Genomic DNA, 14,831 nt, shown 5'->3' with positions numbered 1-14,831 from the left:
TCCCTACCCTTTTACTATTTGTTTTATTTGCTCCATACTTGCTTTATCAAATCCATACTTAAAATCATTGTCTATTCTTACAGCTTTACCAAAATGATAATTATCAGCCTGTACGGCATCATGTATCTCTTTGATATTATATGGCGTTAAACCTGAACCAGGCATAATTTTTGGTCCATTCAAATCTGCTTCCATTTCAACCAATTTTTTTAGCATTTCTTTACCGTTATCGCAATTAGCTGCTCCACCTGACGTTAATACCCTTTTCACATTCTTATAATTGTTCAGCGTGCGGTATGCATCGGTTAACGAAGCTGTTTCATCAAAGGCTCTATGAAATGTAATATCCAAACTAGAATCAATGGTAATTACTTTCTCAAGTATAGTCGTATCCACTTTGTTATCTTCCGTTAACGCACCGAACACTATTCTATTTCCTCCTAAATCCAGTAATTGTTCAATATCAGCACAAATTATTTCCATATCATTGTTTGAATAACAAAAATGATAGCTATGCGGACGTATCATTACTTGGACAGGGATGGATACACTGTTTAACACCTGTTTGATCGTACCGTAGCTGGGAGTCAGTCCTCCTTCATTTATAGCTGATACTAACTCTAATCGATCAGCACCTAATGCTTCTGCTTGGATTGCTTCTATACCGTTATTTACTATTACTTCAAGTTTCATGTCTTATTACCAACCTCTTCTAGAATTAATTCTGTTAACAGGCGTACGCCAAAGCCAGATGCTCCAGAAACATAATAACCTATTTCTCTCCATGGTCTAACTGTATTTGCCATATCTATATGAATCCATTTTTTCTCCTCTTGAATAAAGTTGTTCAGGTACAACGCTGCAGTAATCGCACCGCCGAATTTCGAAGTGCTCATATTCGAAAAATCAGCAGTATTGCTTTGTAAATAATACTGATAATCATTAATAACCGGCATTGGCCACACGTGATCACCAGTTTTGTCACCTAATTCTTTATACTTCCAAAGCTCATTTTCTCGATTACTAAATATACCTGCTACCTTTAGCCCAAGCGCTTGGCCGATGGTACCAGTAAGTGTAGCAATATCAATGATTGTATCTGCACCTAAGTCTTGAACATATAAGATTCCATCTGCTACTATTAGTCTTCCTTCTGCATCTGTATTTCCTACTTCAACAGTAAGCCCATTTCTGTACTTTATCACATCAGAAGGTAAAAAAGCATCTTTACCACAAACATTTTCCACGATCGGTACTGCAGCAGTTACATGAACAGGGCTCTCCATATCAGCTAATAGTTTCATTGCTCCAATGACAGCAGCTGCCCCCCCCATATCCATTTTCATTTCCCCAATATCACTTGCAATCTTACTATTTGTTCCCCCAGAATCAAAAGTAACTCCCTTTCCAACTAACCCTATATGTGATACGTTACTATTCTTTAAAGTGAGAACAGCAAACTTCGGCGAACGAGAACTTCCTTTACCTACTATTGCAGTTGCCTCTAATCCATGCTTTAATAAATCCTCTTCTGATTCTAATATTTCCACATGGACGGGTGAATCATGAAAGATCGATCTAATTTTCTTAACATATGTATTTGGGGTTAATTTATTCGCAGGTTCATTACATAAATCTCTAGCAATACAGACGGCATTGGCACGTACTCTTGCAACTTCAGCGTAATACTCGTAAGCTTGTGTTCCCAGTTGCAGAGAGACTTCGTGCTCTGGTTCACGCATTTGATAGGTGAGGAACGAATACCCAGCTAAATACCACCCCTCCATAAATGAGACGACAATGTCTTTATTCGAATATGAGGTATAATGCTTAAACAGCCTATCAAAGTTTATGGATACACTTGTAATATCATAGGTGTCAATTGCCTTTCTAGTTTCTCCCCCTAAAAAACGGATGTCTTCCATAGTTTTCTCCGTCTTATTCATACCTACAGTTAAATAAAACGTATTATTCACTTGAATTAAATGCGTTCGTCCATAAAAAATCATTTGTTTTTGAATAATGAATGGGGCTTTTTCATCCAGATTTTCGATCATAACAACATTTATATTCAACACAAAAACTCCTTTTACTCCACAATAAATTTACCTTCCATTTTCCTGCTCCATTCCGTTTAATCAAATAGATGACAAGCAACTTGCTGCTCTTGTTCAATTTGTTTTAATTCAGGCACTTTTTGTTTACAAATATCCATCGCCAACGGACATCTTGTATGAAATTTGCAGCCTACTGGAGGATTGGAGGCGCTTGGAATTTCTCCCTCCAACATGATAGGTTCCCTTTTTTCTTTTGGATCTGGCTTTGGTATGGATGACAATAATGCTTGGGTATAGGGATGCTTGGGGTCTGCAAATATTTGCTTCTTCGTGGCAATCTCTACTAAGCTTCCTAAATACATAACACCAACTCGATCGCTGATATGCTCTACAACACCTAAATCGTGTGAGATAAATAAATACGTAAGCCCAAACTCCTCCTGTAGATCTTTCATCAGATTAAGAATTTGCGATTGAATGGAGACATCTAGTGCTGACACAGGCTCATCCGCAATAATTAGCTCTGGTTTCAGAATGAGAGAACGAGCTATGCCTATTCTTTGACGTTGCCCGCCACTGAATTCATGTGGATATTTTGACAAATGAAATTCACTAATTCCACACTTTTCAAGTAAATCTTTTACTAGTATTTCTTTTTCTTGCTTTGACATTTTTGGATAATGAATCGTTAAAGGTTCCATTAATATATCTTTAACCTTCATTCTTGGACTAAGGGAAGCGTACGGATCCTGAAAGACCATTTGCATCGGTTTTCGATATCGCTTCCATAATTTTTCCGATATATTTGCTACGTTCGTTCCCTGAAAATTTATTTCTCCGGTATCAGCTTTTATCAATCCATTAATAAGTCGGCCAGTCGTAGATTTACCACAACCAGATTCACCTACCAACCCAAATGTTTCCCCCTTTTTAATAAAAAACGATACATCATCTACTGCCTTGACATACTTTTTTTCAACAAACCATTTCTTAGAAAGAGGAAAGTATTTCTTAACATGCTTTACATTTAATAAAATCTCGTTATTCATTATATGTTCACCTCTTTCTGCTGGTCATGATAGAGCCAGCATCGACAAGAATGTCCTTTTTCCTCTAATAAATTTGGTTCCTCCCTTGTACAAATGTCCATAACATCATTACACCTTGCAGCAAATTTGCAGCCTATTGGCATATTTTTTGGATTAGGTACCGTACCTGGAATAGAATACAAGCGTTGATTTCCACTGCCAATTTTAGGAACAGAGTCGATTAATCCCTTTGTATAAGGATGCTTGGGGCTAGCAAATAACGCCTCAACTGTCGAATCCTCTACAACTCTTCCAGCATACATGACAATCACTCGATCACATACTTCCGCGACAACCCCCAAATCATGTGTAATCATTAGTATCCCCATATCGCTTTTTTGCTGAATATCTTTCATTAGATTCAATATTTGAGCCTGAATGGTTACGTCTAATGCCGTTGTTGGTTCATCTGCTATCAGTAAGGACGGTTCACATGAGATGGCCATCGCAATCATCACGCGCTGCCTCATGCCTCCAGACAATTGATGCGGATACTCAGTCATCAGGTCACTTGCACGCGGTATGCCGACAGATTTTAATATATTTATTGCATGTTCATGTGCTTGTTGCTTTGATAGCTTTAGATGTAATTGAATAGATTCTCTTAATTGTTTACCAATTTTCAATACCGGATTTAACGAAGTCATCGGTTCCTGAAAAATCATGGATAACTCCTTTCCACGATACTTTTTCATTTGCTTTTCCGGCAATTGCGTCAAATTTTCCCCTTTATATATAATTTCTCCGTTAATTATTTCACCTGGCGTATCATGTAATAGTCGCATAATGGATAAGGATGTAACGCTCTTTCCGCACCCTGATTCTCCCACTATTCCAACTATTTCACCTTTATTCACATGAAAACTAATTCCATGAACAACAGTTTGCAGCCTGCCTTCATTTTGAAAAGCTGTTTGTAAATTATTCACTTGAAGTAGGCGTTCCATTATACCCCTCCTTTCATTAATCCTTTGTCTTTGGATCCAATACATCACGAAGTCCGTCACCCAATACGTTGAATGCAAGTACGGTAAGAAAAATAATCAACCCAGGAAAGAAGACTAAATGAAATGCTGAATCAATATAATCTCGAGATTTACTCAGCATTGCACCCCAATCAGGTGATGATGGCTCTGCACCCAGTCCTAGAAAACTTAAGCTAGCTGCTGCTAGAATAGCGGTACCTACCTTCATCGTGAAATAAACAATAATTGTTGGAATAGTTTCCGGAAAAATATGCTTCCATATAATACGGCGATTGCTGGCTCCAATAGATCTTGTAGCTTCTACAAACAGCATTTCCTTCGACTCCAACGTTGCACTTCTTACGATTCGAGCAAACGATGGGATACTAAAAAAGGACACGGCTATAACAACATTTTTTAAACCTGGTCCTAAAATGGCTACAATCCCAATTGCCAAAATCAGATCTGGAAAAGCAAATAATACATCACATATTCGCATAATTAAACGATCCATCCATTTACCAAAATAACCACTTATTAAGCCAAGCACTGTCCCTACTATGGCTCCTAATAAAACTGCAGAAATACTTACTGTTAACGAAATTCTTGCTCCTACCGCAAGTCTGCTTAAGATATCTCTCCCAAATGCATCCGTTCCAAATAGATGCTGTAATGATGGTGATTCTAGTAATTTATTATAATCTGGAGCAGCAGGATCATAGGGGACAACATAGGGACCAATTATCATAACAATAACTAAAAATCCAATAAAAAATAGGGAAAACAGCGCTGGCTTCTTTTTACGAAATTCTTTCCAAAAGCTGTATAGACGTCCTTGCCTTTGCTTATCTAACTGTTCCTGTGTTATAGCTTCTGTTTGTATCATACGTACCATATCCCTCCAATCACTTACTCATATCGAATTTTCGGATTCAAAAAGCTATAAATGATATCAACAAGCAGATTCACCAAAATAAACTGTAAGGAAAAAAGTAAAATTTCCGCTTGTACTACTGGGTAATCTCGTATTTGGATGGAATCGATTAGTAGTCGACCTAGTCCAGGAAAACTAAAAACGGTTTCTACTACTACTGAACCGCCTAATAAAAATCCAAACTGTAGACCAGCAATTGTTACCACAGGAATCAGAGAATTTTTTAACGCATGCCCAAATATAATTGCATTACCGCCTAGCCCTTTTGCTCTACCTGTTCGGATATAATCTTGTTTCAAGGTATTTACCAATGAAGACCGCGTAAATCTAGCAATCATAGCCATAATTCCTGCACCTAACGCAAACGATGGCATGAGATAACTTTGCCAGCCATCAGCCCCCCCTGTCGGAAGCAGCCCCAATTGTACAGAGAATAGTTGAATAAGAACTAGCCCCACCCAAAAGTTAGGAAGGGAAATACCAGATACTGCTGTAAGCATCCCTAAATAATCCGGCCACTTATTTCGAAAAACAGCAGAAATAATCCCTAATAAAATTCCGACGACAAGTGCCCATCCAATACTCAGAAAGGTCAAACCAAGCGTAGGCATAATTCTTTCTCCTATTAATTCACTGACAGGAGCACCAGACTGGATTGAATAACCTAAATCACCAGATAAAAGACTTTTAAGATAATCAAAATATTGAACGAATAGAGGTTTTTCTAAGCCCAAACTTTCACGAATCTGCTGTACCTCTTCATATGTTGCTTCTTTACCAGCAATTAATCGAGCTGGATCACCAGGTATTAAATGAATAAACATAAAGATAACAAATGAGACGACAAGGACAAGTGGTATTAGTCCAAGCACTCGTTTAATTATGTATTGCCACATATGCTTTAACACCTCCAATAAAGGGAGCTGATAACAACCAGCTCCCGCAGCCTATTTATTTGAATTGCGCGTTTTTAATGCTCACAGAACCGTCAGGTAAAACATAAACACCTTCAAGGTTTATACGGTGACCTGATAGAATCGTATCTGTTGCTAAAAAGATCCAAGGTGCTTCACGATAAACAGTACTTTGAATATTGGCATAAATTTCCTCCTGTTCATCAATATTGGAAGTTTCATTTGCTGCATGAATCCATGTATTTACATCGCTGTTGTTGTAATATGCTGTATTTGCGCCATTTGGTGGGAAGTATTCACTACTAAACAACGAGCGAGTTGCTCCATCAGCATCTCCAGATGAAGGAGACCAGCTTACATACCACATTTGTACCTTTGCATCCTTTGGTGTTTCTGGCGTGTATATTTCATCAGATAGCGTCCCCTCTTCCATTGACTTAATCGTTACATCAATGCCAATCTCGGCCAGCTGTTGTTTAATAAATTCCATGCCTTGAAGTGTTTCTGAGCTTGTATTCCCCCAGATCTCTGCCTCAAACCCATTCTCATAGCCTGCTTCAGTCAATAAGTCCTTCGCTTTTTCTAAATTGAATTCATATGGTTCTTGCTTTGTATAGTATTGTGTTTCCGTTGACATGGTTGAGTCTAATATATTGCCATACCCATTCTTTACTACTTTTATATATGCATCCTTATTCACTGCATAATTCATTGCTTTTCGCACTTTTTCATTATTAAATGGTTCCTTAAATGTATTAATAGAAACGTATCTGGCTATTGTAGATGGTGTTTTTTCAATCACAACATCGCTATTCGATTCTAATTCTTTTATATCTTGTTGAGGAACAGGATAAACAAAATCCGCCTCTCCTGTTTTTAACATAGCAGCTCTAGAGCCGTTTTCCGGGACCGGCTTAAATGTAACCTTCTCTGCATCGGAATTGGCAGCATTCCAATAATCATTATATTTTTCTAAAACAAGTGAGTCTCCTTGATTCCATTCAACAAATTTAAAGGGCCCTGTTCCAACAGGATGTAACGCGATGTCTTTTTCATCATCCTCAAGTGCTTTTGGACTTATAAAGGGCACCATTGCAAATTTATTTAACATGGCACTGAATGGTTGATTTAATATAAACGCAACTTCATACTCATTTATAACTTCAAGTTTTTCCACATACTGAAGGTTTCTTTTAGCACGTAAATCATTATCCTCATCTATAATACGCTCATAATTAGCTTTTACTGCGTCAGCATTAAAAGGTTCTCCATCATGAAATGTCACGTCTTTTCTTAACTGAAATGTATAGGTTAAAGCATCATCACTCACTTGATAATCTTCAGCTAGAACAGGTTCAATCTCCATATGTTCATTAAAACCTACTAGCCCTTCATACATTGCTCTTGTACCAAAAATTGAAACGGTATCTCCAGCATTTTGCGGATCCAATGTAACAAAATTTTGATCAATTGCAATGGTTAATTCCTTATCGCCTTCACCTTTATTTCCTTGATCATTATCACTATTTGCATCTGAAGAACACGCTGATACAACTACTATTATTCCTAGTAATATCATTAGACGTATCCATTTATTTGTCATTGATTGCTCCCCCTCTTATAATCGAATTTTTGTTTCTCCAACCACTTTCCCATTATCATTGAAGATTTCGTTTGATCGAATATTAAGCAAACGATCAATCGTTTCTTTATTATGATAATTTAACTTTTGTAGTAGCTTAGCTACTAATAGTGGCCAAATTAATTCAGAACCAGTTAACACCTTTAAGGAAATGCTTATTTTTTCTCTCTTTAACGCCAAGCAATAGACTCCTTGAGCTCCTCCTTTTGCAATAATATTTTCATCCTCAAGCAGAGCTGTACAAATAAAGTTATGTGAAGCGACAATTCTAGGGTGTTTGTTCATAACTTCTCCTATTCTTTTTACAGCCGTTGCAACCCGACTATCATGTATCATCGAAGGCTGAATGAACTTTAAGAATGAAATAGCCATGTTTTTTAGCGGAACGCTATGAACAGGAACTCCACAACCATCAATTGCGGTTTTTATTTCTTTCTTCGGGGTTTCCGACAAATCTGCTACATAGTTTAAAACTTCTTGTTGAAGCGGATGACCCAACCATTCATAGTTTGATAGATCATAGTTTTTCTCTCTGGAATAAGCAAGAAACCCCAAATGCTTACCAGAACAATTATGCAAAAGTTTACGTTTAGGTAAATGTTCCCGGATATAGGAAATCTTTGGTTGTTCATTTAAGGGATAGCTCTGTTGGCAGACCAGCATGTCTTCTGACAATTGCAGTTTATTCATTAAACGTTCTAAAGCCTCTTGATGATAGGATTCACCTCTTTGAGATGCCGTAAATAAAGCTGCTTCTTCTGTTGTTAAATCATACTTTTCCATAATATCTGTGGTGAATAAGGGAATTGCTTGTAATGGTTTCATCGCTGACCGATAAAAAACGGACTGCTTTACATCACCGTATTCATAAAGTATTTCCTTCTTTTCATTTAAAACACAAATCAATCCCTGATAAACATTTTCTAATGTTCCTCCTCTATATTCTTCAGCAATAATAGGTGTTGATATCATAGGTTAAACCCCACTCTTTTCATGAATATTTTTTATAAAATGCTGTAGTACAATCATGGCAGCTCCTATCACAACGCCATCTTCTCCCGTTTTTGTAGTGCGTAATTGAAATGTCTTCATGACAGGTGCCCACATCTGATTCTCACACTTTTCAATAATTTGATCTTTAATTTGCGGAAACCTTTCAATTAAACTACCAGCAAGAACGACGGAATCTGGATTGTATACGCAAACAACATTATTAATCGTAATTGCTGCATAGGTAATTGCTTTATCAACTATATTTCTTGCCCACTTTTCTCCATTTTCATATTCAATGATTAAGGCCTGAATATTTTCAATCTCTTTTGTTTTAGATGCTTCATCTAACAAAAACTTTTCAGCAATATACGTTTGGAGACAGCCAAAATTCCCACATGGACAATAAATTCCATAAGGATCAACGATAGTATGTCCGATTTCTCCTGAGAAGTTTCCTTCACCTCGATAGATTTCTCCTTTCTTTATTAACGCAGAACCTACCCCACTACCAAAACCAATCATTGCCATATACGCTTTTTTTGGTTCAGGATCACTAATATACTCAGCAAGCGCTTTCAATTTTAATTCATTGTCCACGAATACGGTAAAGCCTACTTTCTCTTCAACCATCTCTTGTAAAGGGATATTTTTCCAATCAAATTGCGCAGATAATTTCACCTCACCTTTGTCATTCTCAATAAGTCCTGGTAAGCCAATACAAACTCCAGCAATTTGATCCGATGTAAGATTTTCGTCGTCAATCATTTGTAATATATGGTCTGCTATAAATTGAACTGTTGCCACTGGATCTATTGATTGATAGTCAAAGTACTTCAGAATGGTTAACTTTCCTATAAAATTCATTAAACCGATCCGAATAACTTTCTGGTCAATTTCAACACCAATTGAGAATACAGAATGTTCATTTGGAATAAAATAAGTGGCCTTCCTGCCAATTCCTTCGCTAGACATATTCATCTCTCTTATTAGCTTATTTTCTTGTAATGATGCAACAATTCGAGAAGCAGAAGTAGGACTCATCGACGTTTGTTTGGCAATTTCGGCACGTGAGATCGGACCTTGATTAAGAATTATTTCTAAGACTAAACTTCTATTTTCTTTTTTTAAAAAATCTTGATTCTTAATTTTCATTTGATCACCTATTAACATCATGTAATTAATAACCAGAATTAAATGGCTTTTTCCATTGATTTTTTACTATTTATTATATTTTTCCAGTATTTAACCAAATAGTTTCTCCTGTGAAGTTATTAATAGTATAGATTAGCGAGAAAAATTAGTCAACTAATTTTTAGAATGTTTTAACTAATTTATTTCTTGCGATATTCGTATCTGCTTTTATTTTCCACTTATCTTCAGATGAAACCATGTTATCTAAATGCTGTAAACTGTACATTGGAGTAAATCCCTAAGTTTCCCTTGACAAATAGCAAAAACAACTGTAATCTATTTTAAAAATTACATAAACTATTTTCTTATCCAGAGAGGTGGAGGGACTGGCCCTTTGAAGCCTCGGCAACAGACTTATAAAGAGAACTGTGCCAATTCCAGATGCTCGAAAGCATGCAGATAGGAAGAGTAACCGAATGATGTAAGCCTCTTCTTATTTAATTAGAAGAGGCTTTTTTCATCGAATGAAGGGATGGATATTATGTCACGAAGAAGCATTGAAACAGAATTAGTACAATTAGGAAATAAGAGTGATAAAGCTACTGGAGCAGTTAGCGCACCTATTTATTTGTCAACTGCCTACCAGCACCACGGACTGGGACAATCATCAGGCTATGATTACTCAAGAACGAAAAATCCTACAAGAACCTTACTAGAGGAAGGAATCGCTAAATTGGAATCCGCTGACAGTGGGTATGCTTGCAGTTCTGGAATGGCAGCCATTCAATTAGTATTCTCTCTTTTTAATGCTGGGGATGAACTCATTGTAACGAGTGATGTATACGGAGGAACGTACCGATTATTAGAGCATTACGCCGCTGCATATCAAATTCAGACAACATATACAGATTTCAAGAATGACGGAGAAACGCGGCGACTGATATCCTCGAAAACAAGAGCAATCTTTATTGAAACACCTACAAATCCCCTAATGCAAGAGATAGATATTGTAAAAGTTGCGGAATTAGCGCACCAATATAATGTACTATTAATTGTTGACAATACTTTTCTGACCCCGCTACTTCAACGGCCAATTGAGTCAGGGGCTGATATCGTCATTCATAGTGGCACGAAATACATTGGTGGTCATAACGATGTACTCGCTGGATTAGTAGTGGCAAAAGGTAAATCCTTGTCTGAAAAATTAGCCAATTACCACAATGCTTCAGGTGCTGTGCTATCACCTTTTGACTCTTGGCTATTAATTCGAGGATTAAAAACACTTGCGCTTCGGGTGGAAAAACATGAAGCCAATGCAAAGCTTATCGTATCCTTTTTGCAAGAGCATCCAATGGTTGATAATGTTCTATATCCAGGAAGAGGTGGTATGTTATCTTTTCGCTTACGAAAAAGTAAATGGATAGATCCTTTCCTTCAAAGTTTGAAGCTTATCATTTTTGCTGAAAGTTTAGGAGGGGTGGAAAGTTTTATTACTTATCCAGCAACACAAACTCACGCTGACATACCTAGAGATGAAAGAATAAAGCGTGGTGTTGACGACCAACTGCTACGGTTTTCAGTTGGAATTGAACAACCAAATGAATTAATAGAGGATTTAAAACAAGCATTAATTGAAGTGGATACATATGCTTATTAACCTACATTTGCTATAATAACGCATGAAGTGTTTATAAGAGAGTAGGTAACTACATGATATTAGTCATCGATAATTATGATTCATTCACATTTAATCTTGTACAATATATGAAGCAGCTAAACCAGCAAGTATATGTCGCTCGCAATGATGAAATCTCAATAGCAGACATTAAACGATTAAACCCATCTAGCATATTGCTCTCTCCTGGACCTGGAAACCCGGCTTCTGCAGGTATATGTCTAGAGATTGTAAGAAAACTGTATACGCTATATCCAATAATTGGAATTTGTTTAGGGCATCAAACGATTGCTCAAGCCTTTGGTGCTAGTATTGTAAAAGCCAAACAACCAATGCATGGTAAGGTTTCAATGATTACCCATGATCATAAAGGTATATTCAAAAAGCTTAAAAATCCGTTAGCTGTCACAAGGTATCATTCACTTATTGTTCAGGAGGCTACCCTACCTTCTTGCTTTGAAATAAGCGCAAAATCAGTTACAGGTGAGATTATGGCAATTCGCCATAAAACTTATCCAATAGAAGGAATTCAAGCTCATCCTGAAGCAATACTATCCGAACAAGGGCTACAGTTATTAGAGAACTTTTTCACACGAAAGGTTGGACAAATAGATGCATTCGCCAAAAAAACCACTCCTATTCTTTGACTTTGCCAATCATTTAGGTAATAAACAGCCCATGACCTTTAAAGATCCCATTACTATTATAACCACTACAAAGTTAGAAGAAGTAATACCTTGTATGCAATCTATTCAACAGTATATCGAAGCTGGTTACTATGCAGCTGGATACCTTGCATATGAAGCAGCGCCTGCCTTTGATCCGGCTCAGCAAGTAAACAACTGTAGTACCTTGCCACTATTGTGGTTCGGTATTTTCGCTCAGCCATCAGATGAAATAATGGCTGATACTAAAGCCTTTCATTTAACAGAGTGGAAACCTACAACTTCCCTTGAAGATTATCAACAAAATTTGAAAATGATAAAGCAACATATCGAGAACGGAGACACCTATCAGGTTAATTACACAGTCCGGCTACAGAGCCAATTTAACGGTGATACTCGAAGTTATTTTCAACAATTGGCACAAGCGCAATCAGCTAATTATGCAGCCTATCTGGACATTGGAGACCATTCAATTCTGTCTGCATCCCCTGAATTATTTTTCCATTTAAGGGATGGCAAGATAACGACAAAACCAATGAAAGGTACCGTTAAACGAGGCAATTCACAGCAGGAGGATAAGCAACTTGCAGATTGGCTTTACCATTCTGATAAAAACAGAGCAGAGAATGTAATGATCGTAGATTTATTACGAAATGATTTAGGGTTAATTGCAAAACCTGGTACTGTTAAGGTTCCGAAGCTTTTTGCAATTGAACGTTATCCAACCGTTTTTCAGATGACATCTACTGTAGAAGCTGAAGTTGATAGTGATATTACTACCATTTTTAGAGCATTATTCCCTTGCGGCTCGATTACTGGAGCACCTAAGATTAACACGATGAAAATAATTAATCAGCTAGAAGATTCGGCAAGAGAGGTATACTGTGGAACAGTAGGTTATATTACCCCGGAAAAAGAGGCAATTTTTAATGTACCGATACGTACTGTCCTAGTAAATAATACAACCGGTAATGCACTATACGGGGTAGGCGGTGGTATTACTTGGGATTCGACTGATGATGAAGAATATACCGAGATTTTAACGAAAGCATTATTTCTTAGTAAGGCTCAATCATCAGTGGAACTTTTAGAAACTATTTCCCTTATAGATAGTGAATATTATCTAATCGATTACCATATGAACAGATTAGAAAAATCTGCAGCATACTTTTCAATACCACTTCATCGGGACAAGCTTTATAAACTACTGGTAGAAACCGCCAATCAACATAGTATCGGTTCCTTTAGAGTACGATTGGTTATTTCTAACCTAGGAGATATAACCATATCTGCTGAGAAGGATGTAACGACGTTGCCTGCTTCTCCTGCTAAGGTGGAGCTTGCGAAATACCCAATTAACAAGAAGGATGTCTTTTATTATCATAAGACAACCCATCGATCCATATATCAGGTTTTCCTTAATGAATTCCCTGAAGCTTTTGATGTGCTTTTGTGGAATGAACAGCGCGAGTTAACTGAATTTACAATCGGAAATTTAGTTGTTGAAATAAATGGTGGTCTTTATACACCCCCCCTTGAATGTGGCTTATTACCGGGGACATTTCGTCAAAAACTTTTAGATGATAACATTATTTCAGAACGAAAAATTAGAATAGAAGAAATTAAAAATTGCGCAAATATATGGTTGATTAATAGTATACGTAAATGGGTACCAGTTGTGGTTCACATAAAGGATTAGTGGACATGCACAAACAAGGCAAATATGGTAGATATAGTATGGCTAAAAAAAAGAACCTGCTAGCCATTTAGTTAAGGCTGAGGCGCCGATAATAGAGGCTTTCAGCCACAGAGCAAACCACCAGTTCTAACTACTCTGGTGGTTTTGATTTGGAATTAACCAAGGGCCACATCTAAAATCATCATTATAGTAAAACCAATCATTAAACTCATGGAAGCAAGGTCTTTGTTCCCTTCCTCCTGCGAACCAGGAATTACTTCTTCTGCTACCACAAATATCATTGCCCCGGCTGCAAAGCTCAGAGCATATGGTAACAATGGTTGAATAAAGGTAACAGCAACTGCACCAATTATTCCTGCAATCGGTTCCACCATACCTGAAAATTGCCCGTACATAAAGCTCTTCCTTCTTGACATACCTTCTCTGCGAAGTGGCATAGAAACAGCTAAACCTTCCGGGAAGTTTTGAATACCAATACCTATTGCTAGAGCAATTGCACCTGTGATAGTCGATGTTGATAAATCTGCTGCAATTGCCCCAAATGCAACCCCTACTGCTAAGCCTTCTGGAATATTATGCAACGTAATTGCCAAAACTAAAAGCGTACTTCGCTTTTTTCTAGTGGGATGTATGCCTTCCGCATCCTTCATTGGAGAGGTTGGATGTAAATGTGGCAGTACTTTATCAATGCTCCAAAGAAATAGCCCTCCTAGCATAAATCCAACAGCTGCTGGAATCCATGCAATTGTTCCGCTAGCTTCTGCCATATCCAATGCAGGCGAAAGAAGGGACCAAAAACTAGCCGCTATCATTACTCCTCCTGCAAATCCGAGCATAGCATCCATCAGTCGTTGATTAAAGTTCTTTGTAGTGAAGACTAGCGCCGCACCAAGTGCTGTCATTCCCCAAGTAAATAATGTCGCAATTGTAGCTTGTACTACTGGATGTAACGATAAAAAGTAATCCATCACATTCAACTCCCCTTTCTCAACAGCAACATAAACAAATATTATTACAATTCCTCTTATAGCATACGTTTAATTAACAACATATATTTTTAAAATTACT

Annotated in this window: 13 protein-coding genes and 1 riboswitch; of the genes, 3 read left to right on the top strand and 10 right to left on the bottom strand. The window is 37.3% G+C overall.

Features of this window, described 5'->3' with window-relative positions; all coding sequences use genetic code 11:
• Positions 1 to 3: 3 nt before the first annotated feature.
• The 9 genes from Q1A47_RS01360 to Q1A47_RS01320 are packed head-to-tail and all read right to left on the bottom strand — an operon-like array spanning position 4 to position 9,745.
• Positions 4 to 693 (bottom strand): copper homeostasis protein CutC, encoded by a 690-nt coding sequence (locus Q1A47_RS01360; RefSeq protein ID WP_026682203.1) that lies wholly within the window; start codon positions 691 to 693, stop codon positions 4 to 6.
• Complete coding sequence (locus tag Q1A47_RS01355; protein ID WP_166529948.1) at positions 690 to 2,075, bottom strand: M17 family metallopeptidase; 1,386 nt, start codon at positions 2,073 to 2,075, stop codon at positions 690 to 692. The genes Q1A47_RS01360 and Q1A47_RS01355 overlap by 4 nt, the downstream gene beginning before the upstream one ends.
• Positions 2,076 to 2,134: 59 nt before the next feature.
• On the bottom strand, positions 2,135 to 3,106 hold the full coding sequence (locus Q1A47_RS01350; RefSeq protein WP_026682204.1) for an ABC transporter ATP-binding protein: 972 nt from the start codon (positions 3,104 to 3,106) through the stop codon (positions 2,135 to 2,137).
• A complete protein-coding gene (locus Q1A47_RS01345) occupies positions 3,106 to 4,092 on the bottom strand; it encodes an ABC transporter ATP-binding protein (RefSeq protein WP_200862567.1) in 987 nt (328 codons plus the stop codon). Before Q1A47_RS01345 ends, Q1A47_RS01350 begins: the two co-directional genes overlap by 1 nt.
• A 16-nt stretch (positions 4,093 to 4,108) precedes the next feature.
• A complete protein-coding gene (locus tag Q1A47_RS01340; protein WP_034679379.1) occupies positions 4,109 to 4,996 on the bottom strand; it encodes an ABC transporter permease in 888 nt (295 codons plus the stop codon).
• 23 nt (positions 4,997 to 5,019) lie between these two features.
• A complete protein-coding gene (locus Q1A47_RS01335) occupies positions 5,020 to 5,940 on the bottom strand; it encodes an ABC transporter permease subunit (protein WP_166529947.1) in 921 nt (306 codons plus the stop codon).
• 55 nt (positions 5,941 to 5,995) lie between these two features.
• Complete coding sequence (locus Q1A47_RS01330) at positions 5,996 to 7,561, bottom strand: glutathione ABC transporter substrate-binding protein (RefSeq protein ID WP_166529946.1); 1,566 nt, start codon at positions 7,559 to 7,561, stop codon at positions 5,996 to 5,998.
• A gap of 15 nt (positions 7,562 to 7,576) precedes the next feature.
• Complete coding sequence (locus Q1A47_RS01325; protein WP_166529945.1) at positions 7,577 to 8,572, bottom strand: asparaginase; 996 nt, start codon at positions 8,570 to 8,572, stop codon at positions 7,577 to 7,579.
• 3 nt (positions 8,573 to 8,575) lie between these two features.
• The gene (locus Q1A47_RS01320) at positions 8,576 to 9,745 is read right to left on the bottom strand and encodes an ROK family transcriptional regulator (protein WP_026682210.1); all 1,170 of its coding nucleotides are present in this window, start codon (positions 9,743 to 9,745) and stop codon (positions 8,576 to 8,578) included.
• A 341-nt stretch (positions 9,746 to 10,086) separates the two neighbouring features.
• Positions 10,087 to 10,190, top strand: a riboswitch (SAM riboswitch).
• 75 nt (positions 10,191 to 10,265) lie between these two features.
• Here Q1A47_RS01320 and Q1A47_RS01315 point away from each other — a divergent pair.
• From Q1A47_RS01315 to pabB, 3 genes are read left to right on the top strand one after another with little or no spacing between them, the layout of a single operon-like run.
• Positions 10,266 to 11,381 carry a methionine biosynthesis PLP-dependent protein gene (locus Q1A47_RS01315; RefSeq protein WP_026682211.1) on the top strand — a complete coding sequence of 372 codons (1,116 nt, stop codon included), beginning with the start codon at positions 10,266 to 10,268 and terminating at the stop codon, positions 11,379 to 11,381.
• A 53-nt stretch (positions 11,382 to 11,434) separates the two neighbouring features.
• Complete coding sequence (locus tag Q1A47_RS01310) at positions 11,435 to 12,046, top strand: aminodeoxychorismate/anthranilate synthase component II (RefSeq protein ID WP_026682212.1); 612 nt, start codon at positions 11,435 to 11,437, stop codon at positions 12,044 to 12,046.
• Entirely contained in the window at positions 12,012 to 13,763 is a 1,752-nt protein-coding gene (gene pabB, locus Q1A47_RS01305; RefSeq protein WP_026682213.1) for an aminodeoxychorismate synthase component I, read from the top strand. The genes Q1A47_RS01310 and pabB overlap by 35 nt, the downstream gene beginning before the upstream one ends.
• A gap of 155 nt (positions 13,764 to 13,918) precedes the next feature.
• Here pabB and Q1A47_RS01300 read toward each other — a convergent pair whose 3' ends face one another.
• Positions 13,919 to 14,734 (bottom strand): ZIP family metal transporter, encoded by an 816-nt coding sequence (locus tag Q1A47_RS01300; RefSeq protein ID WP_026682214.1) that lies wholly within the window; start codon positions 14,732 to 14,734, stop codon positions 13,919 to 13,921.
• Positions 14,735 to 14,831 lie beyond the last annotated feature (97 nt).

It is taken from the genome of uncultured Virgibacillus sp., assembly GCF_947495635.1.
Taxonomy (GTDB): Bacteria; Bacillota; Bacilli; order Bacillales; family Amphibacillaceae; genus Virgibacillus; species Virgibacillus salarius.
This window is presented reverse-complemented; position numbering and strand designations above follow the sequence as displayed.